Origin of the sequence: Caballeronia sp. LZ062 (assembly GCF_031450785.1) — a bacterium.
In the GTDB taxonomy this organism is placed as follows: Bacteria; Pseudomonadota; Gammaproteobacteria; order Burkholderiales; family Burkholderiaceae; genus Caballeronia.
The window spans coordinates 93,671-115,196 of the sequence record NZ_JARTWB010000001.1 but is presented as its reverse complement, the minus strand read 5'-3'; the positions used below and the strand labels follow the sequence as shown (position 1 = coordinate 115,196).

General features: G+C 65.3%; 22 protein-coding genes. 15 read left to right on the top strand and 7 right to left on the bottom strand.

Going from position 1 to position 21,526, the window contains the following annotated elements; genetic code table 11:
- Positions 1-50 precede the first annotated feature (50 nt).
- Both mmsB and P9239_RS00625 read right to left on the bottom strand, forming a co-directional pair.
- Positions 51-938, bottom strand: a complete 888-nt coding sequence (gene mmsB, locus P9239_RS00630) for a 3-hydroxyisobutyrate dehydrogenase (protein ID WP_309748584.1) — start codon at positions 936-938, stop codon at positions 51-53.
- A gap of 17 nt (positions 939-955) precedes the next feature.
- Complete coding sequence (locus P9239_RS00625; RefSeq protein ID WP_309748583.1) at positions 956-2,500, bottom strand: CoA-acylating methylmalonate-semialdehyde dehydrogenase; 1,545 nt, start codon at positions 2,498-2,500, stop codon at positions 956-958.
- 197 nt (positions 2,501-2,697) lie between these two features.
- Here P9239_RS00625 and P9239_RS00620 point away from each other — a divergent pair, with 197 nt between their 5' ends.
- The 6 genes from P9239_RS00620 to infA all read left to right on the top strand — a co-directional run bounded on the left by P9239_RS00620 (position 2,698) and on the right by infA (position 7,698).
- On the top strand, positions 2,698-3,660 hold the full coding sequence (locus tag P9239_RS00620; protein WP_309748582.1) for a LysR family transcriptional regulator: 963 nt from the start codon (positions 2,698-2,700) through the stop codon (positions 3,658-3,660).
- Positions 3,661-3,938: 278 nt separating this feature from the next.
- A complete protein-coding gene (locus tag P9239_RS00615; RefSeq protein WP_309748581.1) occupies positions 3,939-4,919 on the top strand; it encodes a M23 family metallopeptidase in 981 nt (326 codons plus the stop codon).
- Complete coding sequence (locus P9239_RS00610; RefSeq protein WP_309748580.1) at positions 4,906-5,262, top strand: hypothetical protein; 357 nt, start codon at positions 4,906-4,908, stop codon at positions 5,260-5,262. The genes P9239_RS00615 and P9239_RS00610 overlap by 14 nt, the downstream gene beginning before the upstream one ends.
- Positions 5,263-5,336: 74 nt before the next feature.
- On the top strand, positions 5,337-5,774 hold the full coding sequence (locus P9239_RS00605) for a polymer-forming cytoskeletal protein (protein WP_309748579.1): 438 nt from the start codon (positions 5,337-5,339) through the stop codon (positions 5,772-5,774).
- A 141-nt stretch (positions 5,775-5,915) separates the two neighbouring features.
- Positions 5,916-6,893, top strand: coding sequence for a magnesium/cobalt transporter CorA (corA, locus tag P9239_RS00600; protein WP_309748578.1), 978 nt, complete (start codon positions 5,916-5,918; stop codon positions 6,891-6,893).
- A gap of 535 nt (positions 6,894-7,428) precedes the next feature.
- Complete coding sequence (gene infA, locus P9239_RS00595; RefSeq protein WP_175941889.1) at positions 7,429-7,698, top strand: translation initiation factor IF-1; 270 nt, start codon at positions 7,429-7,431, stop codon at positions 7,696-7,698.
- A 48-nt stretch (positions 7,699-7,746) separates the two neighbouring features.
- Here infA and P9239_RS00590 read toward each other — a convergent pair whose 3' ends face one another.
- Genes P9239_RS00590 through zwf form a run of 3 tightly spaced genes read right to left on the bottom strand, consistent with a single transcriptional unit; the run spans position 7,747 to position 11,033 of the window.
- Positions 7,747-8,628, bottom strand: coding sequence for an HAD family hydrolase (locus P9239_RS00590; protein WP_309748577.1), 882 nt, complete (start codon positions 8,626-8,628; stop codon positions 7,747-7,749).
- Positions 8,625-9,458: an ROK family protein gene (locus P9239_RS00585; RefSeq protein ID WP_404980149.1), complete on the bottom strand. Its 834-nt coding sequence runs from the start codon at positions 9,456-9,458 to the stop codon at positions 8,625-8,627. Before P9239_RS00585 ends, P9239_RS00590 begins: the two co-directional genes overlap by 4 nt.
- 18 nt (positions 9,459-9,476) lie before the next feature.
- Positions 9,477-11,033 (bottom strand): glucose-6-phosphate dehydrogenase, encoded by a 1,557-nt coding sequence (gene zwf, locus P9239_RS00580; protein WP_309748575.1) that lies wholly within the window; start codon positions 11,031-11,033, stop codon positions 9,477-9,479.
- A gap of 174 nt (positions 11,034-11,207) precedes the next feature.
- On the opposite strand from zwf, the gene P9239_RS00575 reads away from it, so the two are divergent.
- The 6 genes from P9239_RS00575 (at position 11,208) to P9239_RS00550 (ending at position 15,640) form a co-directional block, all read left to right on the top strand.
- Complete coding sequence (locus P9239_RS00575) at positions 11,208-12,083, top strand: arylamine N-acetyltransferase (protein WP_309748574.1); 876 nt, start codon at positions 11,208-11,210, stop codon at positions 12,081-12,083.
- Between the two features lie 12 nt (positions 12,084-12,095).
- Positions 12,096-13,802, top strand: coding sequence for a penicillin-binding protein 2 (locus P9239_RS00570; RefSeq protein WP_309748573.1), 1,707 nt, complete (start codon positions 12,096-12,098; stop codon positions 13,800-13,802).
- A gap of 131 nt (positions 13,803-13,933) precedes the next feature.
- A complete protein-coding gene (locus P9239_RS00565; protein ID WP_309748572.1) occupies positions 13,934-14,266 on the top strand; it encodes a hypothetical protein in 333 nt (110 codons plus the stop codon).
- A gap of 18 nt (positions 14,267-14,284) precedes the next feature.
- Entirely contained in the window at positions 14,285-14,575 is a 291-nt protein-coding gene (locus P9239_RS00560; RefSeq protein WP_309748571.1) for a hypothetical protein, read from the top strand.
- 311 nt (positions 14,576-14,886) lie between these two features.
- Positions 14,887-15,192 (top strand): hypothetical protein, encoded by a 306-nt coding sequence (locus tag P9239_RS00555; RefSeq protein WP_309748570.1) that lies wholly within the window; start codon positions 14,887-14,889, stop codon positions 15,190-15,192.
- A 142-nt stretch (positions 15,193-15,334) separates the two neighbouring features.
- On the top strand, positions 15,335-15,640 hold the full coding sequence (locus P9239_RS00550) for a beta-xylosidase (RefSeq protein ID WP_309748569.1): 306 nt from the start codon (positions 15,335-15,337) through the stop codon (positions 15,638-15,640).
- A 46-nt stretch (positions 15,641-15,686) separates the two neighbouring features.
- Here the strand turns inward: P9239_RS00550 and P9239_RS00545 are convergent, their stop codons facing one another.
- Together P9239_RS00545 and P9239_RS00540 are read right to left on the bottom strand one after the other, a co-directional pair.
- Positions 15,687-16,565 carry a formate/nitrite transporter family protein gene (locus P9239_RS00545; protein ID WP_309748568.1) on the bottom strand — a complete coding sequence of 293 codons (879 nt, stop codon included), beginning with the start codon at positions 16,563-16,565 and terminating at the stop codon, positions 15,687-15,689.
- 95 nt (positions 16,566-16,660) lie between these two features.
- Positions 16,661-17,740 carry a HoxN/HupN/NixA family nickel/cobalt transporter gene (locus P9239_RS00540; RefSeq protein ID WP_309748567.1) on the bottom strand — a complete coding sequence of 360 codons (1,080 nt, stop codon included), beginning with the start codon at positions 17,738-17,740 and terminating at the stop codon, positions 16,661-16,663.
- A gap of 230 nt (positions 17,741-17,970) precedes the next feature.
- Here P9239_RS00540 and P9239_RS00535 point away from each other — a divergent pair, with 230 nt between their 5' ends.
- From P9239_RS00535 to P9239_RS00525, 3 genes are all read left to right on the top strand, one after another.
- A complete protein-coding gene (locus tag P9239_RS00535) occupies positions 17,971-18,981 on the top strand; it encodes a fatty acid desaturase (protein WP_309748566.1) in 1,011 nt (336 codons plus the stop codon).
- Between the two features lie 447 nt (positions 18,982-19,428).
- A complete protein-coding gene (locus P9239_RS00530; protein WP_309748565.1) occupies positions 19,429-20,244 on the top strand; it encodes a PhnD/SsuA/transferrin family substrate-binding protein in 816 nt (271 codons plus the stop codon).
- A gap of 222 nt (positions 20,245-20,466) precedes the next feature.
- Positions 20,467-21,462 (top strand): luciferase-like monooxygenase, encoded by a 996-nt coding sequence (locus tag P9239_RS00525; protein WP_309748564.1) that lies wholly within the window; start codon positions 20,467-20,469, stop codon positions 21,460-21,462.
- Positions 21,463-21,526: the final 64 nt, after the last annotated feature.

Here is a 21,526-nt window from a genome sequence, read left to right as displayed (position 1 = left end):
GCAGTTATAGCGAGGGTCAGATTCGGCACGCACGTGCGTGCCGAATTCGCTTACTCATGCTTGCCGTATAGCTTGATGATGCCTGAGAAATCGAGTCCGCCGAAACCTTGCTGACTCATCGATTGATAGAGCTGCTGCGCGATTGCGCCCATGAAAACAGGCTGCTTTGCACCGCGCGCCGCATCGACGGCGAGGCCGAGATCCTTGAGCATCAGGTCCGCACCGAAGCCGCCGCTATAGTCGCGCGATGCCGGCGCAGTCTCGACAATACCCGGATAGGGATTGCACGTATCCGAACTCCAGCAGCGCCCCGTCGAGGTGTTGATGATCGCAGCCAGCTTCGAAGGATCGATGCCCAATGCTTCGCCGAGTTTCATCGCTTCGGCGACGCCGATCATCGAGATGCCGAGCAGCAGGTTGTTGCAGATTTTCGCGATCTGCCCGGTGCCGGTCTCGCCGCAGCGCACCATGTTCTTGCCCATGCCCGATAGCACCGGCCTCAGCGTTTCGAAAAGCGTCTCGTCCGCGCCGACCATGAACGTGAGCGTGCCCGCCTGCGCGCCGACCACGCCGCCGGATACCGGCGCGTCCGCGAACGGATTGCCGTGTGCTGCCGCCGCCTCGCCGATCAGCTTCGCGGTGGCCGGATCGATCGTGCTGCTGTCGATGAGCGGCACGCCCGCGCTCACGCCTGCCAGCACGCCGTCGTCGTTCAGATAAACGGCTTTGACGTGCGGCGCGGCGGGCAGCATCGTGATGACGACTGCCGCGCCTTCCGATGCGGCGCGCGGCGAACTGGCGAGCGTCGCGCCCGCCGTTTTGGCCGCGTCGAGCGCGGACGGCGACAGATCGAAGGCCGTCACCGCGTGCCCTGCCTTCAGCAGATTCGCGGCCATCGGGCCGCCCATGTGACCCAAGCCGATAAAGCCGATTCGCATCGCGTGTCTCCTTCTGGTTATCGGAGCGAAATGGTCGTGTTGACGCCGTCGTTCACGGTGGCGTCGTCGAACCAGCGCGCCGTGACCGTTTTCGTCTGCGTATAGAACTGCACGACCTGCTTGCCGTAGGGCCCGAGATCGCCGAGCTTCGAGCCACGCGAACCCGTGAAGCTGAACGACGGCACCGGCACCGGAATCGGAATGTTGATGCCCACTTGCCCGATGTCGATTTCACTCTGAAACTTGCGCGCCGCCGCGCCGCTTTGCGTAAAGAGACCGACGCCGTTGCCCATCGGATTGCGGTTGACGAGCGCGATGGCGTCGTCGAGCGTAGCCGCTTCCAGCACGCACAGCACCGGCCCGAAAATCTCGGTCCTGTAGATGGCCATGTCGGTGGTCACGTCCGAGAAGACGGTCGGCCCGATGAAGTTGCCGTTCTCGTAGCCGGTCACGCTGATGTCGCGGCCGTCGAGCGCCAGCGTCGCGCCCTCTTCGACGCCCTTCGCGATCATGCCGAGAATGCGCTCCTTCGCCGCGCGCGATACCACCGGTCCGAGGTCCGCGCCCGGCTCCGTACCCGCGTTGACCTTCAGCGAGCGCGCCCGTTCGACGAGATCCGGCAGCCAGTCCTTCGACGCGCCGACGAGCACGACCACCGACGTCGCCATGCAACGCTGGCCGGCCGCGCCGAAGCCCGCGCCGGCCAGCGCGTTGAGCGTCTGCTCCTTGTTCGCGTCCGGGAGCACGACAGCGTGATTCTTCGCGCCCATCATCGACTGGACGCGCTTGCCGTGCTGGCTCGCGAGGTTGTAGACGTGCGTGCCGACAGCAGTGGAGCCGACGAACGACACCGCCTTGATATCCGGATGCATGCAGAGCGCATCGACCACATCTTTGCCGCCGTGCACGACGTTGAGCACGCCCGGCGGCACGCCGGCTTCCATCGCCAGTTCGACCAGTTCCATCGTCGAAAGCGGGTCTTGCTCGGACGGCTTCAGCACGAAGGTGTTGCCGCAGACGATCGCCATCGGGAACATCCAGAGCGGGATCATCGCCGGGAAATTGAACGGCGTGATGCCGGCGCAGACGCCGATGGGCTGGCGCAGCGTGTACGTATCGACGCCGCCCGCGACGTTCTCGGCGAACTCGCCCATTTGCAGCGTGCCGATGCCGCACGCGTGTTCCACCACTTCGAGGCCGCGAAAAATATCGCCTTCCGCGTCCGCGAGCGTCTTGCCTTGCTCGGCGGTGAGCGTCTGCGCGATGCGCTTCATGTTCTGGCGAATCAGGTCCTGAAAGCGGAGCATGAGCCGCATACGCGTGCCGAGCGGCGTCGTGCGCCACGTCTCGAACGCCTTCTGCGCGGCGGTGACGGCGGCGTCGACCTCGTCCGTCGTCGCGAACGGCACGCGGCCGACGACGTCCTGCGTCGCCGGATTGACTATGTCGCGCCATTCGCCCGTTTTCGATTCGACGAACTCGCCGTCGATCAGCAGCCTGGCCGTGCGCACGGACGCGCCGGGGCGAGCACCCTGCGCCGGATGTTCAGCAACGATATTCACGGATGACTCCTGGATTGAAACGATGCGGAAGAAGGAGCGAAGACGCGCGGGCGGGACGCCGTGAAAGCGTCGAGGGGAAAGGCATGTCGTCTCCGTTATAGGTATCGGCCCGCGATTCGGCACTATTCGGCAGGCTCGTGCCTTTGAGTATAGTTATGCAAAAGTCCGCCCTGGCACTAGAAAAACACCCGACCGATATGCAAAAAGGCCCGAAGTTCGACGCCGCGAAACTGAACTGGGACGACCTGCGCTATTTTCTCGAAGTGGCGCGCACGCAGCGCGCGAGCGGCGCGGCCAAACGGCTGGGCGTCGATTACACGACGGTCGCGAGGCGCGTGCGCGCGCTCGAAGACGCGCTCGGCACGCTGCTCTTCGACAAGTCGCGCAGCGGCGGTTTCGTGCTGACCGCCGAGGGCCAGCGCCTGCTCGGTTTCGTCGATGCGATGGAAACGACGGTGCAATCCGCCGCCGAGCAGATCGCCAACTCGGGACACGCGCTGTCGGGTCACGTGCGCGTCGGTTCCACGGAAGGCTTCGGCTGCTTCTTTCTCGCGCCGCATCTCGCGCGCTTTCAGGACGCGCAACCGAACATCTCCATCGACCTGTTGCCGGTGCCGCATTTCGTGAGCCTCTCGAAGCGCGAGGCGGATATCGCCGTGACGCTCGAACGGCCTGAGCAAGGGCAATACGTCTATACCAAGCTCTGCGACTATCGGCTGAAGCTCTACGCGACGCCCGGCTATCTCGACGCACACGCGCCGATCCGCGCGAAAGACAATCTGCGCGAGCATCGCTTCGCGAGCTATATCGACGATCTCGCGTTCAGCCATGAACTGCTGTATCTGGAGCGCGCGGTGCCGGGCGCGGTGTCGCGCTGGCGCAGCACGAGCGCCATCGCGCAGTATCACGCCGCGTTGCAGGGACGCGCGCTCGCCATCCTGCCGTGCTTCATGGCGTCGCCGGATGCGCGGCTCGTGCCGGTGCTGCCCGACGAGATCGTCGTGACGCGCGCCTTCTTTCTGTCGTGTCGCGAAGACCTGCGCCGGCTGAGGCGCATCACCGCCGTCTGGAACTACCTGCGCGCAGCCGCCGAACTCAATCACGCGTTCCTCATGGGCGACGCGCCCGATATCGGATGGGTTGACGTCAAGCCATCCTGAACGCGCTTCGGCGAGCGTTGAACCTTTTTGACGTTGTTAGCGTGGGCAGGTGTTTTAATGCCGATTCCGGCGATGAATCGATTCATCGCGCTGAATTCGTATTAATTTGATTCGCCATCCCGACGAAGTGTCGGCGCACCGGCACCGTGCGGCATAATCGCCGGCCCGTTTTACCGCGCCGTCCGTCGCGGCGCTGCTATTTACGTGAACCGATTGAGCTTTCTCCACATTCAACCCTGTCCGGGCGCGAGCGCCGGCTCACTCGGTGCCGTCCGCTGATGTCGTTCGTCATCTGGTCAAGACGGTCCGTGTCGAGCCAGCGCGTGCGTTTCGTCGAAGCGCGCACGGCCCGCACCATTGCGGTCATCGGACTCATTGCGCTTTTGATCGCCGCGCTTGCGCTGGGCATTGCCATCGGCACGACATTCGCGCGCAGTCATCTCGGCGAAGAGCAGGCGTTCGTGTCGCGCCGCTCTTACGAGATCGAGCAGCTCGGACGGATCGACGCCGATCTCGACTCGCTCGTGCCGCGCGTCGCGGCGCTGTCGGCCCAGATCGGCGAATTGCGCGATTTCGATAACCGGCTGAAGGCCGCGCCCGGCGCAGGGTCGGCCTCCGGCGTGCACGACGTGCCGCCGCTGCCGGACAGCGAAGGCCCGTCGACCTCGCTCGACGGCGCAGGCGGTCCGGAACTGCCGCCGCGTCTTTGCAACGCGGAGCACGCGCAGGACGGCACGCCTTTGCAGCGTCTCAAGAACGCGCAGAAAGTCGTCGGGTGCCTGAGCGACACGCTCTCGCAACTGCAAGGTCAGGCTATTGCGCATTACACCGCGTACATGGCGTTTCCGGGCCGCGATCCCGCCCCCGGCTCGCACTTCGGCTCGCCGTACGGCAACCGCATCGATCCGTTCACCGGTCATGTGAGCTTTCATCCCGGGCTGGATCTGGTCGCGCCGACCGGCACGCCGATTCTCGCAAGCGCGGGCGGGCGCGTGATTCAGGCGGGCGAGCGCAACGGGTACGGCAACGCGGTGGACGTCCGCCACGCCAACGGCATGATCACGCGGTACGGCCATGCGTCGCGCATTCTCGTCACCGAAGGCCAGTACGTCATGCCGGGCGATGAAATTGCCGAAGTCGGCTCGACGGGCCGTTCGACCGGACCGCATCTGCACTTCGAAGTCATCGTCGGCGGCGCGCAGCTCAATCCGAAGCCCTATCTCATGCTCTTCAGGCCGAAACCCAATGCGCAAGGCTGATTCGAACCGGGTGTCGCTCAAGCTGACCCAGCACACGTATTCGCTCACGCCCAAGCGCAGCGCCGCTTACCTGCCGGGCGTGATCGCCGCCATTTGTGCGGTCGGCGCGCTGGTCGCGGCGGGTTACGCGCTGAAGACCTCGCACGAACAGGCGCGCAAGCTCGACGTGTTGTGCGCGCCGCCCGTCTCGGAACAAAAGCTGCGCGACGAGCTGGCCCACGCGCAGTTCGCGCTCGAACAGGAAAAGGCCGCGCGCACCGCGCTCGACCAGCGTGCGGTCCAAAGCGCCGCGCAGATCGAGAGGCTGCAAACGGACCTCGCTTTCTTGAAGAAGCAACGTTGATTTACCGACCGACCGGACACGCCGTTGCGCGTGATCGTCGGCCGCCACCCTTTACCGCATCGCAAGGAATCGCCATGTTTTCATCGAAGAAAGACGCGCAGAGCGTCAAGCCGGCCAAGCTCTCCACCCTGATCGCGCAAAACGTCCACATCTCGGGCGATCTCGAATTCAGCGAAGGCCTGCGCATGGACGGTCAGGTGACAGGCAATGTCAAGGGCCGCCCCGGCGATGAATCGCTGCTCGTCCTGAGCGACCAGGGCGCGATTCACGGCAACGTCAGCGCTTACGACGTCATCATCAACGGCCGGGTGGTCGGCGACGTGACCGTCGCGCATTTCGTCGAGTTGCAGTCGAACGCGCACGTGCACGGCAACATCTACTATCAGAAGCTGCGCATGGACGTCGGCGCGACGGTCGAAGGCAAGCTGACCAAGCTCGACGCGATGCAGTCGAATGTCCCCGCGCTGCCGGTGTCCGAAGTCGTGCCGCAACTCGACTACACGGCAGGCTAAAGACCGCGCGCGCGTGCAAATACACGGCGCGTGGCGCGTCGCGATCCGCTAAGATTTAAGCGATACGGTCCGCGCCCGCGCCCGTCGTTACACCTTGCAAGAGGCGCGTGGCCGATTACATCGACATAACAAGGGCGCCCCATGCTGGTCAATTGCGCGGCTTATCAGAACGGCCGAAAGCTCGCAGACGTACAGATCGACGACATCAACGCGTACCGGGACGTGCCCGACTCGTTCATCTGGGTCGCGCTAAAGGAACCCGGGCCGGGCGAGCTTGCGCACATGGCGCATCAGTTCGGCCTGCATGAACTGGCCATCGAGGACGCGCAGCATGGTCATCAGCGCCCGAAGATCGAAGAGTACGGCGATTCGCTTTTTGCTGTCTTCCATACCGTCGAGTTCGACGAGGAAGGCGAGTTGCTCGTCGGCGAAATCAACGTGTTCGTCGGGCGCAATTACGTGATCTCCGTGCGCAATCGCACGACGCAGGGCTTTCAGGAAGTGCGCAAACGCTGCGAGCGCGAGCCGCAGTTGCTCAAGCACGGCCCGGCGTTCGTGATGTACGCGCTGCTCGACGCCGTCGTCGATCGCTACTTTCCCGTGCTCGAATCACTCGGCAACGCGCTCGACGAAGTGGAAGAGCGCATCTTCGAGCGCAACGGCTCGGCGGCGTCCCGCGAGATCATCGAAGATTTGTATTCGCTCAAGCGCCGCATGACGCTCATGCAGCATCACACGGCGCCGCTGCTCGAAGCCGTGAGCAAGCTGTACGGCGGGCGGCCGCCGGGCGTGTGCGCGGGCATGCAGGAATATTTCCGCGATGTCTACGACCACCTGCTGCGCATCGTGAAGACGATCGAAGGCCGCCGGGAAATGATCGTCACGGCGATTCAGGTGAATCTCGGGCTGATTGCGCTCGCCGAAAGCGAAGTGACCAAGCGCCTCGGCTCCTTCGCCGCGCTCTTCGCCGTGCCGACGATGATCGCCGGCATCTACGGCATGAACTTTCATCGCATACCGGAGCTTGACTGGACGTATGGCTACCCGGCGTGTCTCGGCGTCATGCTGCTGGTCGATATCGTGCTCTTCTGGCGCTTCAAGAAGGCGGGTTGGTTATAATACGGTGCGATGCGATAGACATCGCAAAGAAACATGTACCACTCGCCGGACATCGCGCAAGGAACTTTTGTGCGGTTTCCTCTGTCTAAACGGACTCTGTTGCGAAGCAGTAGCAGTTGTAGGGGGAAGCAGCCCCGTGCCGCGTCAGTACGCTTGCAATTCGGCTCTCTGACCGCATCTGCCAGTCACAGCAGACCCATTCACCGCATCACACCGCACGCCGGCACTCGCGGCATCGCCCTGAATCTCGGTCGAAGCCTCGCAGGGAGCCGGCGTCGCCGTCCCGGTCATGCCGGCCAAGGGCTTGCCGCTCGAAGGCGAGTCCGGTCGTTCCGGCCTATGCCGTCAAGCTCGCCACGAGCCTGAAAGCAAGACGCGGCGCGTTCGTCGTTCGAGCGCACCGAGCCACGCCTGACTTCGCTTCCGACGCGTTGCAGCGGCGATGCCTCCGGCAACGTCGCGTGCCGACAATCGCGAATGCCGTCGCGTGGCGTCGAGCGGCGCGGCACCCCCTATTACTTCAACAGGAGCTCAAATGGCGAAAGAAGAACTGATCGAACTCGACGGTATCGTTGACGAAGTGCTTCCCGACAGCCGCTATCGCGTGACGCTGGACAACGGCGTCGTTGTCGGCGCTTATGCCTCGGGCCGCATGCGCAAGAACCACATCCGCATTCTGGCGGGCGACCGCGTGACGCTGGAAATGTCGGTCTACGACATGACCAAAGGCCGCATCAACTTCCGTCACAAGGACGAACGCGCGAGCGGCGGCGGCGCGGCCCGCGCCCCGATGCGCCGGCGTTAAGCCGTCCGGCACGCCAGCCGAGGCCGGCCGGCGTTCGCCCGAAGTACGCTACAACCCACGCGCCGACAAGAGCGCATTGATCCCCACCGCGAAGCCGTCCTCGTCGTTCGTCGACGAGACGAGGCTCGCGCGTCGTTGCACCGTCTCAGACGCCTGCCCCATCGCAATCGATAGCCCTGCAATCTCGAACATCGCGATATCGTTACTCATGTCGCCGAGCACGGCCACGCGCTCGAGCGGCACGTTCTTGCGCTTCGCGAGTTCGCGCACCACGTCGCCCTTGTTCGCGAGCAGATGCGTGATGTCGAGGTAATAGCTCTGCGAGCGCGCCGCGTTCGCGCGCCCTTCGAGCTGCGTCTGCAGCTGCGCTTCGACGCGTTCGAGCAGCGGCGCATCCGCCGTCGAGCCGACGATCTTGTCGACGGCATCCAGATCCACATCGTCGAAACGCTGCACCAGCACGCCGTCGTAGCCGACCGTGCGCCGTTCGCGCGGCACATACGCGCCGTCGGGATTGGTCAGATACCACACGTCGCCGACGAACACCCACGCATCCACGCCCGCGGACGCGAGCGCTTCCAGCGACGTCTGTACCGCGTCGCGCGGCAGCTTGTGCGCGGCGAGCACTTCCCACGTGCCCGGCTGAACGAGATTGCCGCCGTTATACGACGCATACGGCATGTCGACGCCGAGCGTCTCCACGATATAGCGCATACCCGCGCCGGGCCGACTGCTCGCGACCGTGAACTCGACGCCCGCTTGCCGCAGACGCCGCACCGCCTCTTTCGCGGCCTCGCTGATCGACTTGTCGGTGTGGAGCAGCGTGCCGTCGCAGTCCGAGACGACGAGCTGCACCTGCGCGAGCGCTTCGAGCGCGGCGGCGCCGTCGCCGTTCACGCTGTGCAAACCGAATTGGCCATTGGCATTCATGTAGGCGCTCCTTCGCGCTGATTGAAGTCGGAGAGTTGGCGAGTCTCGCGAACGGAGCGCGGATGCCACAGCTTCGCGCCGCCCTCGATGCCCGCCGCGTTCGATACGACCGCCACGTTCGGCGGCAGCTCGAAATTCAGGTGCGCGGCGTTGCCGCCGCCGATCCACAGCTTGTCGTAGTTGACGAGCGTGTCGAGAATGGCGATCACCTTTTCGACGCGCCGGTTCCAGCGCTTGCTGCCGGCCTTCTCGCGCGCCGCGTTGCCGATGTATTCGTCGTAGGTACGGCTCTTCGACACCGGGTGATGCGCGAGTTCCAGATGCGGCATCAGTTCGCCGTCGCGAAAGAGCGCGGTTCCAGCGCCCGTGCCGAGCGTCAGCACGAACTCAATACCGTGCCCTTGTATGGCCGCGAGCCCCTGCATTTCGGCATCGTTGATCATGCGCGCGGGCATGCCGCCGAGACGCTGCGAGATCATGTCCGCGAGCGGCACGCGCTGCCAGTATTTGTTGCCGAGATTCGGCGCGGTCAGCACGACGTTATCGCGCACGACGCCCGGAAAGCCGATGGAAATATGCGTCGGCGGCTCCGCGAGCGCCGGCTGCACGAGCGAGATGATCGCATCGACGACCGCGTCGGGCGTCGCGGGCTTGGGCGTCGGCACGCGCAGCCGTTCGGTCTTCATCTCGCCGTCTTCGGACAGCACCGCAGCCTTCAACCCCGTCCCGCCGATGTCGATGGCGAGTATGCGATCCGCCTTCACCGCGCCCTTCGCGGTGGTCACGCGTTTTCTTTGCTTCGTTCTGGTTTCCGTGCTCACGCTTGTCATTGTTGGTGTCCCGGGGTGTCAGTTCTTCTTGCGGTTATCGGTCAGCGGACGCCACGTGCGGCCATCCTCGGCCAAAAGGCGATCCGCTTCCTGCGGTCCGTCGCTGCCCGCCGCGTAGCCATGCACGGGCAAGTCGCCGTCCGGATGCAGCACGCTATCCACCACCGCCCATGCCGTCTCGATGCTGTCGGCACGCTGAAAGAGCGTTTCGTCGCCGAGCATGCAGTCGTAGAGCAGCGTCTCGTAGCCGACGTTCGCGCGTTCGGCGAAGAAATCGCCGTAGTCGAACGCCGAGCGCACCGCGCCGACCTGCATCACGGGGCCCGGCACCTTGACGTTGAAATCGAACGAAGTGCCGTGCGCCGGATCGATGCGCAACGTGTAGACGTTCGGCGTGAGGGCATCGACGGGCGTATCGCGGAACAGCCGGAACGGCACCGCCTTCAGTTGCACCGAAATTTCCGTGCGGCGTTCGGCCAGCCGCTTGCCGGTGCGCAAATAGAACGGCACGCCCGCCCAGCGCCAGTTCTCGACATAGACGCGCGCCGCCGCGTACGTCTCCGTGCGACTGTCTTTCGCCACGCCCGGCTCTTCGCGATAGCCCGGGCCCGCCGCGCCCGCTTCATATTGCCCGAACACCACGTCGCGCGGAGAAAGCGGCTTCATCGCGTCGAAGACTTCGGCTTTCTTGTCGCGCACGCTTTCGGCGTCGAAGGAATTAGGCGGTTCCATCGCCACCATGCCGAGCAGCTGAAACAGATGATTCGGCACCATGTCGCGGAACGCGCCCGTCTGCTCGTAGAAGCTGCCGCGCCCTTCCACGCCGATGGTCTCGGACGCCGTGATCTGCACGTGGTCGATATATTCGCGCCGCCAGACCGGCTCGAACATGGCGTTGGCGAAGCGCACCGCGAGAATGCTCTGCACCGTGTCCTTGCCGAGAAAGTGGTCGATGCGATAAATCTGCGATTCCTGCGCGTAGGCGAGAATGCAGCGGTTGAGCGCCTGCGCCGACGCGAGGTCGGTGCCGAACGGCTTCTCGATGACGAGCCGCCTGAACGCGCCGTCTTTCTCTTCGAGCAGCCCGGCGCGCCCGAGATGTTCCGCGATCGGCGCAAAGAACCGCGCGCTCACGGCGAGATAGAACACGACATTGCCGCTCTTCGACTGGCCGAGGCGCTCCTTGAGCCGCGCGAAGGTTTCTTCGTTGTCGAACTCGCCCGCGAAGTATTCGAGCTTGTTCGCGACGCGATTCCACGCGTCCTCGTCGAGCTTCGACGTATGGAACGTGCTGGCCTTGTCGGCGGCGAACTTGCGCAGCGATTCGGTCAGCTCGTCGCGCCACTCGGACGTTTCGCGCTCGCCGTGATTGACGCCGATGATCTGCATGTCGTCGTCGAGCAGACCGTCAGCGGACAGGTTGTAGAGCGCGGGCATCAAGAGCCGCCGCGTGAGATCGCCGCCTGCGCCGAAGATCACGAGCGTGCACGCAGGCGCGCGGCGCTTGGCTTCGGGTGACGCCGAAGACGGGTTCGAAGCACTTGCCTGGCTGCTATTGTCTGAATCGTTCGGCATGACGTGGGTGTCCTCATCCGTTGAGCGAAACTGGAAAGACCCTCGGCGATGCGGCACAGTTCAATCGCGCATCGCTTCTTACGGCGTATTGCGTTGTTCGTAGGCTAGTTGTAATTTTTGGCTTCCCGTGTCGTAGAATGTTCGCGGCACTTCGCGGCACCCAGCCCACTCCACATGACTTCACACGACACGCTCATTGACCTGCCCGCCTATCTCGCACGCATCGGTTTCAGCGGCGGCGAGCGGCCCGCGCCCACGCTCGACACGCTGCGCGCGCTGCACTTGCTGCATCCACAGGCGATACCGTTCGAGAATCTCGACGTGCTGCTCGGGAGGCCGGTGCGTATCGATATCGAGTCGATTCAGCGCAAGCTCGTCATGAACCGGCGCGGCGGTTACTGCTACGAACACAACCTGCTTTTCCGCAGCGTACTCGAAGCACTGGGTTTTCGCGTGAAAAGCTACGCGGGCCGCGTGCTGTGGGGCCGCGATGCGTCGGTCATGCCGCCGCGCTCGCACATGCTGCTCGTCGTGGAACTGGACGAAGGCGCGTTCGCCGTCGATGTCGGCTTCGGCGGCATGACGCTTTCCGCGCCGCTCGCGCTTCAGGCGGGGCTCGAGCAGATCACGCCGCATGGCGCCTTCAGGCTGCAGCGCATCGACTGGGACGCGGGCCTGCCGAACTATCGAATGGAAGCGCTCATCGACGGAACGTGGACGGCCCTCTACCGCTTCAATCTCGATCCGCAATACGACATCGACTACGAGATGTCGAACTACTTCGTCTCGACTTATCCGCAGTCCATCTTCGTGCATAACCTGCTGGTCGCGCGGCTCGCGCCGGGACGCCGCTACGGCCTCTACAACCTGCGCTTGTCCCTGCACGACGAGCGCGCCGGCACCACGCACCGCGAACTCGAAAGCGTCGAAGCGCTTCGGCAAGTGTTGAGCGAGGACATCGGCATTCGTCTGCCCGATGCCGACGGCACGATTGCTCCGTCGGATCTCGACGCGGCGCTCGCGCGGCTCGCGCAGTCGAATCCCGCCTGACGCATCCCGCCGATGATCAACAGCAAGAAGACCCGCGGCGGCCGCGAATTCCACACGCATCACCGCAGCGCCATGCTCGCGCAACGGCTGCCGGCGTGGCGTTCCACGTTCGTCGTTGCCGGCTTGACCGCCGCGTTTCTCGCGCTCGCCGGGCGCGCGCTCTGGGTGCAAGTCGTCGATCACGCGTTCTACATCGGCGAAGGACAGAAGCGCTATCAGCGAACGCTGGCGCTCGAAGCGACGCGCGGCCGCATCGTCGACCGGCACGGCGCGATGCTCGCGGTGAGCCTCGCCACCTACGAAGTCTGGGCCAATCCCAAGCTCCTGGATGCCGCGCGCGCCGACGACCTCGCCAAATGGCTGGACGTGCCGGCAAGCGAACTCACGCGCCGCATCGCGACGGATCGCCGCTTCGTGCTGCTCAAGCGCCAGGTGGACGCAGAGACGGCCGAGCGCATCGCCGAAGTGGGTCGCGCGGGCATCACGCTCGTGCCGGACACGAAACGCTTCTATCCCGAAGGCGAATCGGCGGCGCATGTCGTCGGCTTCACGGATAACGAGGATCGCGGTCAGGAAGGCGTCGAGCTGGCCGCCGACGCGCGGCTCGCGGGTGCCGCCGGTCAGCGCGAAGTGATCCGCGACCGGCTGGGGCGCGTGGTATCGCAGATTGGCGAGACGGAGATGCCGCAAAACGGCGAGACGATTCACCTGACGATCGACCGGCGCATCCAGCAACTCGCACATGCGCAACTGAAAGCGGCTGTCGCGAAGCATCGGGCGCGCGCCGGCAGCGTCGTCGTGCTGGACGCAAAGAATGGCGAAGTGCTGGCGCTCGCGAATTATCCGAGCTTCGATCCCAACGACCGCCACCGTCTCACGGGCGAGCAGCTTCGCAATCGTGCGCTCACCGATACCTTCGAGCCCGGCTCGACCATCAAGCCGCTCGTCGCCGCGCTCGCCATCGACCTCGGTCACGTGCGGCCGGATACGCGCATCGACACGAATCCCGGCACGCTGAAAATCGGTCCGAACGTGATTCACGACACGTCGAATCACGGCGTCATCACGGTGGCCGAGGCCGTGCAGATGTCGAGCAACGTCGCGCTGACGAAGCTCGCGCTGAAGATTCCCGCGCGGACCATCTGGGACACGTACCGCGACTACGGCATCGGTCAGGCGCCGGATCTGACGTTTCCGGGCGCCGCCACCGGTAGGCTGCGCGCGCCGGAACGCTGGAAGCCCATCGAACAGGCGACGATGGCCTACGGCTACGGGCTGTCGCTCTCGCTCTTGCAGATCGCGCAGATCTACACGGCGTATGCCGGCGACGGGCGCTTTCACGCCGCCACGCTGATCCAGGGCGAGAAGCGCCGCGCGAGCACGCCGGTCGTGCAGCCCGCGACGGCCGCCGCCGTGCGCGACATGCTCGAAGCGGCGACAGGTTCGGACGGCACCGGACGCGCCGCCGCCGTCGCTGGCTATCGTGTCGGCGGCAAGACCGGCACCGCGCGCAAGCAGATCGGGCGCGCGTATGCGGCGAACAAGTATCGCGCGTCGTTCGTCGGGATCGCGCCGATGAGCGATCCGCGCGTGATCGTCGCCGTGATGATCGACGAGCCGTCGGGCGGCGCGTACTACGGCGGGACCGTCGCCGGGCCGGTGTTCTCCGGCATCGTCGGGGGCACCCTGCCGCTGCTCGGCGTGCCGCCGGACGCGTAAGCGAGGCGCTGCGCCGGGACATGCGAAGCGCGTGCGGGCGCGGAGGTTGCTGCCATCGACACTGCGCCGGACTGTAAAGACGCTGTGCTCTAATGGAGCGCTCGAATCCACACCCTCAAACCGGGAAGATCATGAAGAAACTCGCCGCGGCCCTCGCGCTGCCCCTGCTCATCGCCGCTTGCGGCCGCTTTCATAACGAAGACGCCGGCCAGCCTGAAGTCGAGGCCGCGTCCACGCACAACGAAGTGGCAAGCATCGTGCAATGCATCACCGACGAAGCGAAGAAGCACAACGCCACCTACAAGCAAACGCCGATTCCGCAAGGCACGATGCTGGAGTTCGGCGACTCGAACGTCGTCAAGGTCCGCTTCGACAACGGCGAGACCACCTACCGCTTCTACCCCGGCGAGCGCCATGTGTCGAACATGTGGATCGAAGGCGCGGGCAAGAAGTGCGCGCCCTGACCGGCCGAGCCTGACATCATGCGCTCGACACGAGCCATCAGCGCCGTCGAACGGCTCAAGACGCGCAGCGGCAATCCGCATTACGCGGCCGTGAGCATGCCCGGCGGCTACTTCTATCTGGTCGAGCGCGGAGCCGAAGGCTCGAAAAAGCTGTGCGACCCGCGGCCGATGGACGACTTCATCGCGTTCGTCAACGCGCGCGAACCGGCGAAGCCGCGCAAGGCCAGCAAGCTCGACGAAGCAATGGAAGCGCAGATCGGACGCAGCGGAAAGCGCGCGGAAAAGTCTCCTTCCGGCGACGCGGACTAGCCGCGCCGCCTGCAATTCGACCTCCCCGTGGCGCGCCGCAGCATCGAAAGACGCGCCAGCCCCTTCGAGAATGTGCGATGACAGACGGAGGCATCATGCCGCCGTTAAGTACATTTTTGCTAACGGTCGTACCGTTGACAGCCGCGGACGCAATACCGCGAATGCTGCCAACCGGTCACGACGAACAATTCAGAAAATGAGCAAGGGCCGCCCGCGACGTTTCGACAGAAAGCGCGCGGGTGAACGGGGTGCCCGTGGGGCGCGAAACGTCGATACAGCGTTGCGCGGCGCGGCTGAGAGGAAGACCAACAATGAAGAAGAAGAAAGGCGAGACCAAGGGCAGCCTGCTGCCCTCGGCGATGGCGGACATTGAACTGCAGCACATTGAACGCGCGGTCGCGCAGCTTCGCACGATGAACAACCAGTCGTCGGGCACGCTCAACGTCGAATACTGGCGCGAACGCCTCACAGCGGTCGTGAGCGGCTACGCGCTCGTGCCGGCGCAGAAGCAGCGCATCGAAGCCCTGCGCGTGGCGCTCGACGCGGTCCAGAGCAATCCTCGCGACGGCGGCAGCCGCAAAAGGTCGACCAACAGGCTATGGGCGAAAGCGGCCTGACCGCCGCTTTCGCCACTCGCGCCACGCGCGCGACATCGATCGCTCGCACGGTGTGTCGCAGCGGGCAATCCCGATCTTGCAGAGGCTGTCGTCAGGCATCGTTTGTGCTCGGCTTCGTGCTCACGAACTGCATGGAGACCTCATGTCCGCATTACGCAATCGAACCGCCGCCACGCTGATCGCGGGGCTTGCCGCCAGCTTCTTTGCCACTTGCGCCAGCGCGCAGATCACAAAGCCCGAAGGCTCCGATCAGCAGGAAAACCGCACGTCCGATTCCACGTCGCGCGCCAATCCGTCCGGCGTCGCCGTGCACGAGACGCAGAAGCAGCAATCGAAGGACTCCGCGGGCAAATCGCGCGGGCCGACCGTCGGCAAGGAACACTCGACGAACGGCGCCGGCGGCTTCAACAACGGTCTGTACGGCACGGGCGCGGGCAACAACAAATAACCCGCGCCGCGCTGATGGCGGGCTGACGTCGCGATGAATGCGGCGCTCAGTCCGCGTTCTGCGGCGTGCCGTTGATTTCCGGCGCGATGGCCGCGTGATTGACGATCGCCACGAGCGACACGCCGCCGAGGATATTGCCGATGAGCGTCGGCACGAGGAACACGAGGAAGTAGTCGGACAGGCTCGCCGCGCCCGACAACACCGCGTAGGCTGCTTCGGCCGACCCCGCGATCACGTGCGAGAGCTTCGCGACCGCGATGGTGTAGGTGACGAGCAGGATCGTGAGCAGACGCGCCGACCGCGCGCTCGGCAGAAGCCAGACCATCAGCGCGATCAGCCAGCCGGCAAAAAGCGCCCGTGCGACCGTCACGCCGAAGCTGCCGGAGAACGGCGCCTTCGCGACCTTGGCAAGCGCCTCGGTGACCTCCGGCGAGAACACGCCGGGAAGCTGCAGCAGGCTCGCGAAAATCGCCGTGCCGATCAGATTGAACACCAGCACGATCACCCACAGGCGCAGAGTCTTGGCGACCGTCTTCATGTCGCGGCGCGTGAGGACGGGCAACACCGCCGTCAGCGTGCTTTCGGTGAACAACTGCTGCCGTCCGAGAATGACGAACACGAAGCCGATGGTATAGCCGAGGCTCGTGATAAGGCTGCTCCAGTGCGTCTCCGGCACCGCGCTTTCCAGTATCGCCTGCACGAGAAACGAGAAGCCCATCGAGAGCCCGGCGGCCAGCGCGGACCACGTCAACGCGGCGAAGGTCCGCTCCATCGCGGCCTCGCCCTCCTCCCGCACGATCTCGTGGATCACGAGCGCATGCGGCGTGGAATGCTTGGCCGCCTGCTCCCGTTGAGTATCGTCGAGGTTCGGGGACTCCGCGCCTGCGGAACCGCCCTCTCGCGAGCCGTCCTGCGTATCTGCCATGGTGTGTTCTCCTTGATGGCCGCCCGATCCCGGAATCGACGAGCGGCAGGCGCACATGGACAGCAGAAACGATGCCCGCATCAGGAAAACGAAAGCTAGCGTGCGATGCCGGAGTCCAGCGCATCGTCGGCTGCGTCGTAGCCGCGCCACTTGTAGAGAAGCGCCGATGCGACCCAGCACGCGGCGAAGAGTCCGATGACCGCATACCCGAGTGCGCCGAAATGGTCCGACAGCCACGCGGCCAGGTTCCAGAGCCCGCCCTTGAGTTGCAGGCGGTCCGCGAGAAGACCCAGCAACTCCACGCTGCCGACGAACACCGCTATGACCACCGACGCCAGCGTCACCGTCAGGTTGTAGTACAGCTTGCGGACCGGTTTCATGAACGCCCAGCCGTAGGCGCCGACCATCAACAGGCTGTCGGCGGTGTCGATCAGGGACATGCCGGCCGCGAACAGCACGGGAAACACGAGAATGGACCAGACCGGCATGCCGCGTGCCGCTTCGGACGCCGCGATGCCCATCAGCCCGATCTCGGTCGCCGTATCGAAGCCGAGGCCGAACAGGAAGCCCAGCGGGTACATGTGCCAGCTTTTGCCGATGAGCGCGAACAGCGGCCGCGCAATGCGCGCGAGCAGCCCGCCGCCGACGAGCAGGCCGGTATCGTCCTCGCGCAACGTTTCGCCGCGCCGCGCACGGCGGAACGCGCCCCACACGCCGCGCAGCACGATGAGGTTCATCGCGGCGATGGCGAACAGGAAAAATGCCGAAAACGACGTGCCGATCAACCCGCCGATCTCGCGAAACGCCGCGAAGCGCGCCTGTACGGCAAGCGCAGTCGCGGCAATGAGCGCCGTCGCGAGCATCACGACCGTCGAGTGTCCCAGCGAGAAATAGATGCCGACGGAGAGCGGTCGCTTGCCCTGCTGCATCAGCTTGCGCGTGACGTTATCGATGGCGGCGATGTGGTCGGCATCGACAGCATGGCGAAGTCCGAGCGAATAGGCGAGCAGCGACGTCCCCATGAGCAGCGGATAGTGACGAAACGCGATGAGCGCCCAAAGCCACGCGAGCACGTTGAACGCGATGAGTCCGGCGAAAAGACGCGCGGAGCGGGCGGGCAGCCGCCGCGTGGCCTGAGAGATCGACGCGGTGCCGGAATCGGTGGGTCGGGTCATATGTGCGCGAGGCGGGCGAAGAGCCGGAGACAGCGTCAGAGAATACCCTGCTTCGTCCTGCGGCCAATATTCGCGTCGCTCCGTTGCCAATCCGGGCGATTATTTCGGATGTCTATCTATTTGACCAAAGTGCGCACCTATTCGCTTTGCGTGCAAAACATAGGCGAATTCGTTCGTTGGGGTCGCGCGGGCAGACGGCTAACATGGCCGTTCGCCATTCAGAGCCCGCCATGCCACGCTATCTCGACGACGTCCAACGCGATGCAATCCAGGATCGACGCGCGTCGTGGCGCTGGCGCAGCGAATGGCCGACATGGCTCGTGATCGTCACGGTGCATGGCGGCTGGTTCGCCGTCGCCATCAACGCGCGCACGCTCGGATTGCCGCTCGCGCTCGGGCTGCTCGCGGTGCTGTCGTGCTGGTACATGTCGCTTCAGCACGAGCTGTTGCACGGGCATCCGACGCGCTGGCCTCTCGTCAACATGATGTTCGGGCTGGCGCCGCTCGCGGTGTGGTTCCCGTATGCGGTCTATCGCGCGTCGCATCTGCGTCATCACGACGATGCGCATCTGACCGTCCCGGGCAGCGATCCCGAGAGCTACTACGTAACGCCCGCGCAGTGGGCGAACGCGGGCGTCGTGCTGCGCGCCGCAGTCGCCGCGCGCAACACGTTCGTGGGCCGTCTGCTGATCGGGCCGTGGTTCGCCATTGCCGCGTCGTGGCGGGAAGCCGCGCAGGCGGTTCTCCATCGCGAATGGCGGATCGTCGCCAGCTGGATGGCGCACCTTGCGGCGCTGGCGGTTCTCGCGTGGTGGCTCGACGCGCGATGCGGCGTGCCGTGGCGCGCGTTCCTTGGCGTGGGCTATGCGGCGCTGGCGCTTTCGTCGGTGCGCTCGTTTCAGGAGCATCGCGCGGTCGGTGCCGAGCGCGAGCGCACGGTTCTCAACGAGGCTTCATGGCCGTGGCGGCTGCTGTTTCTGAACAACAACTACCATGCGGTGCACCACGATCTGCCGGGCGTGCCGTGGTTCGCGCTCGGCGCGATCTACAGCGAGCGGCGCGACGCGTATCGCGCGAGCAACGGCGGTTTCGTCGTGCGGGGATACGGCGAGTGGTTGCGGCGATATGCGCTCGCGCAGGCAGCCGCGCCGGTGCATCCGTTCGCGGCCTCGGGCGAGGATGCGGGGGAACGGACGTTCGCCCGTGTCGAGCGGGCGGAGGCGGCTTCCGGGAGTGTGTGACGATGCGGCGCACGTTCGCACATCCGGCAGCGGCGCGGCATCGTTCGCGAGCGCGGGCGTCGGCCGCTGAACGCTGTGACTGCGCATCGCGGGCCAAGCGTCGCTGATCGCTTCCGGGCCGGCTTCGCATCCTTATTGCCGCCGATGTCGGACAAAGCGACCGCCTGATCGCCGGCCCAAGGTCGGAACGCTCCGCTTACGGACTGCTCGCGACGGCCTCACGGGCCTTGTCCTGCTTCCATGCGTGCCACTGCGGACGACCCGGTTCGAGCGATACCACTGATGACGCGACTAGCGGCAGAACGTGCGAACTGGAACTGGCGTCGCGGGCGATTCCTTTGCCGGCCTGCAGAAAACGCCATCTGCTGAATGGCTTTCGACCGGGCGTCCTGAACGCATCGCAGCGAAACGCCGTTACGATGCAATATTCGAAGCCACCCGCCGACGATGCACTGGACCGCCGCCCTGCCGATGTACAACGTGACGCCCGCGCTCGCCGCCGACTGGCGCGCGTTGCTCGACGCCGTGCATACCCGCCTCGCCGGGCGCCTCGACGCGCGCGGCGACACGCTCGCCATCGCGGATCACGTGTCGGACCTGACCGCGTTCTGGCTGCGCGAGGATCTGCTGCTCTCGCAGACATGCGGCTATCCGCTGCTGCATGCGCTCGATGATCAGGTGCAACTCGTCGCCACGCCGCATTTCGATGTTCCCGGCTGCGAGAACGGCGGCTATCGCAGTGTGCTCGTCGTGGCCGCCCATGTGGATGCGCCGTCGCTTGAGGCGTGCCGCGGCCTGCGCGCCGTCTACAACGACGACGATTCGAACAGCGGCATGAACCTTTTTCGCCATGCAGTCGCGCCGTTCGCGAACGGCGGGCGGTTTTTCGGCTCGATAACGAAAAGCGGCGGGCATCTCGCGTCCCTGCGAGCCATCGCCGTCGAGAAGAGCGCGGATATTGCCGCCATCGACTGCGTGACGCTGGCCTTCGTGCGCGAGCATCGTCCTGAACTCGTGGCCGGCGTGCGCGAACTCGGCGTGACGGCGAGCGCGGCAGCCCTGCCGTTTATCGCATCGAAACGCGTGCCGCGCGATATGGTCGATGCGCTCGCCGCCGCGCTGTGCGATGCCATCGCGCATGATCGGCCGCTCGCCAGCCGGCTGAAGCTCAAAGGCTTCGTGCGCTTCACGCAGGCAGACTACGCGCCGATTCTTCGCTATGAACGCGAAGCGGCGCAACGCGGATATCCGGTGCTGGCGTAGCGGCAGACGCGCACCGCAGGCATCTGAAACGGCCACACCGCGCGCAGCGGATCGGGCGGTCGTTGCCGCGCCCGCGACAATCGGCACGCGCAAGCCGGGCCAGAACCGCCCGCGCCCGCTTCGGCAGACTTCGCGGACTTTCGGCACAATCGAATCTCCGACGCGTGGCCGCTGCGCGCATCCGCACGCCACGCCGCGACACTCTTGCAGGCCAATTTCGCAATGATCCCCTTCTCGCTGCTGGACCTCTCGCCCATTCCGCTCGGCTCGACCGCCGCCGACGCCTTCGCCCATTCGCTCGACCTCGCCCAGCACGCTGAACGCTGGGGCTACCGGCGTTACTGGCTCGCGGAACATCACAACATGACGGGCATCGCCAGTGCGGCGACGTCGGTGGTGATCGCGCATATCGCGGGCGGCACGAAGACCATTCGCGTCGGCTCGGGCGGCATCATGCTGCCGAATCACGCGCCGCTCGTGATCGCCGAGCAGTTCGGCACGCTCGCCTCGCTGTTTCCGGGCCGCATCGACCTCGGACTCGGACGCGCGCCCGGCACCGACCAGACGACCGCTCGCGCCCTGCGTCGCGACCTGCAAGGCAGCGCCGATTCGTTCCCCGACGACGTCGTGGAGCTGCAGCGTTATTTCGCCGATCCGGTGGAAGGCCAGCGCGTGCGCGCGGTGCCCGGCGCGGGACTGAATGTGCCTATCTGGCTGCTCGGCTCGTCGCTGTTCTCGGCGCAGCTTGCGGCGGCGCTCGGGCTGCCGTTCGCGTTCGCGTCCCATTTCGCGCCGGATTATCTGATGACCGCGCTGCACGTGTATCGCTCGCAATTCCGGCCGTCCGCCACGCTGGACAAACCTTACGCGATGGTCGGCGTCAACGTCTTCGCCGCCGACACCGCCGACGAAGCCCGCTTCCTTTTCACATCGCTGCAACAGCAGTTCATCAATCTTCGACGTGGCACGCCGGGACAACTGCCGCCGCCCGTCGAATCGATCGCGTGGACGCCGGGCGAGCGCGCGGGCGTGGAGCACTCGCTGTCGTGCTCGGTCGTCGGCGACCGAGCGGACGTCGAGGCGGGCCTGCGCTCGGTGATGGATCAGACGCGGGCCGACGAATTGATCGTCACCGCGCAAATTTTCGACCACGCCGCGCGCCTGCGTTCGTTCGAACTCACGGCGCAAGCCCGCGACGCCATCGGCGCGACGGCCTGACGACGGCCTGAGGCGCGAACAGCCGGAAAAGCCGGGCGCTAGACGCCCGCGCTTTTGACAGGCA

What these genes read in the sequence shown, in the direction of transcription:
- P9239_RS00575 (WP_309748574.1), top strand. Translation starts at nt 11,208, where the DNA reads ATGACTTCACACGACACGCTCATTGACCTGCCCGCCTATCTCGCACGC.
- P9239_RS00610 (WP_309748580.1), top strand. Translation starts at nt 4,906, where the DNA reads ATGCGCAAGGCTGATTCGAACCGGGTGTCGCTCAAGCTGACCCAGCAC.
- P9239_RS00555 (WP_309748570.1), top strand. Translation starts at nt 14,887, where the DNA reads ATGAAGAAGAAGAAAGGCGAGACCAAGGGCAGCCTGCTGCCCTCGGCG.
- P9239_RS00540 (WP_309748567.1), bottom strand. Translation starts at nt 17,740, where the DNA reads ATGACCCGACCCACCGATTCCGGCACCGCGTCGATCTCTCAGGCCACG.
- P9239_RS00605 (WP_309748579.1), top strand. Translation starts at nt 5,337, where the DNA reads ATGTTTTCATCGAAGAAAGACGCGCAGAGCGTCAAGCCGGCCAAGCTC.
- P9239_RS00590 (WP_309748577.1), bottom strand. Translation starts at nt 8,628, where the DNA reads ATGAATGCCAATGGCCAATTCGGTTTGCACAGCGTGAACGGCGACGGC.
- mmsB (WP_309748584.1), bottom strand. Translation starts at nt 938, where the DNA reads ATGCGAATCGGCTTTATCGGCTTGGGTCACATGGGCGGCCCGATGGCC.
- P9239_RS00550 (WP_309748569.1), top strand. Translation starts at nt 15,335, where the DNA reads ATGTCCGCATTACGCAATCGAACCGCCGCCACGCTGATCGCGGGGCTT.
- infA (WP_175941889.1), top strand. Translation starts at nt 7,429, where the DNA reads ATGGCGAAAGAAGAACTGATCGAACTCGACGGTATCGTTGACGAAGTG.
- zwf (WP_309748575.1), bottom strand. Translation starts at nt 11,033, where the DNA reads ATGCCGAACGATTCAGACAATAGCAGCCAGGCAAGTGCTTCGAACCCG.
- P9239_RS00565 (WP_309748572.1), top strand. Translation starts at nt 13,934, where the DNA reads ATGAAGAAACTCGCCGCGGCCCTCGCGCTGCCCCTGCTCATCGCCGCT.
- corA (WP_309748578.1), top strand. Translation starts at nt 5,916, where the DNA reads ATGCTGGTCAATTGCGCGGCTTATCAGAACGGCCGAAAGCTCGCAGAC.
- P9239_RS00570 (WP_309748573.1), top strand. Translation starts at nt 12,096, where the DNA reads ATGATCAACAGCAAGAAGACCCGCGGCGGCCGCGAATTCCACACGCAT.
- P9239_RS00525 (WP_309748564.1), top strand. Translation starts at nt 20,467, where the DNA reads ATGATCCCCTTCTCGCTGCTGGACCTCTCGCCCATTCCGCTCGGCTCG.
- P9239_RS00620 (WP_309748582.1), top strand. Translation starts at nt 2,698, where the DNA reads ATGCAAAAAGGCCCGAAGTTCGACGCCGCGAAACTGAACTGGGACGAC.
- P9239_RS00585 (WP_404980149.1), bottom strand. Translation starts at nt 9,458, where the DNA reads ATGACAAGCGTGAGCACGGAAACCAGAACGAAGCAAAGAAAACGCGTG.
- P9239_RS00535 (WP_309748566.1), top strand. Translation starts at nt 17,971, where the DNA reads ATGCCACGCTATCTCGACGACGTCCAACGCGATGCAATCCAGGATCGA.
- P9239_RS00545 (WP_309748568.1), bottom strand. Translation starts at nt 16,565, where the DNA reads ATGGCAGATACGCAGGACGGCTCGCGAGAGGGCGGTTCCGCAGGCGCG.
- P9239_RS00615 (WP_309748581.1), top strand. Translation starts at nt 3,939, where the DNA reads ATGTCGTTCGTCATCTGGTCAAGACGGTCCGTGTCGAGCCAGCGCGTG.
- P9239_RS00560 (WP_309748571.1), top strand. Translation starts at nt 14,285, where the DNA reads ATGCGCTCGACACGAGCCATCAGCGCCGTCGAACGGCTCAAGACGCGC.
- P9239_RS00530 (WP_309748565.1), top strand. Translation starts at nt 19,429, where the DNA reads ATGCACTGGACCGCCGCCCTGCCGATGTACAACGTGACGCCCGCGCTC.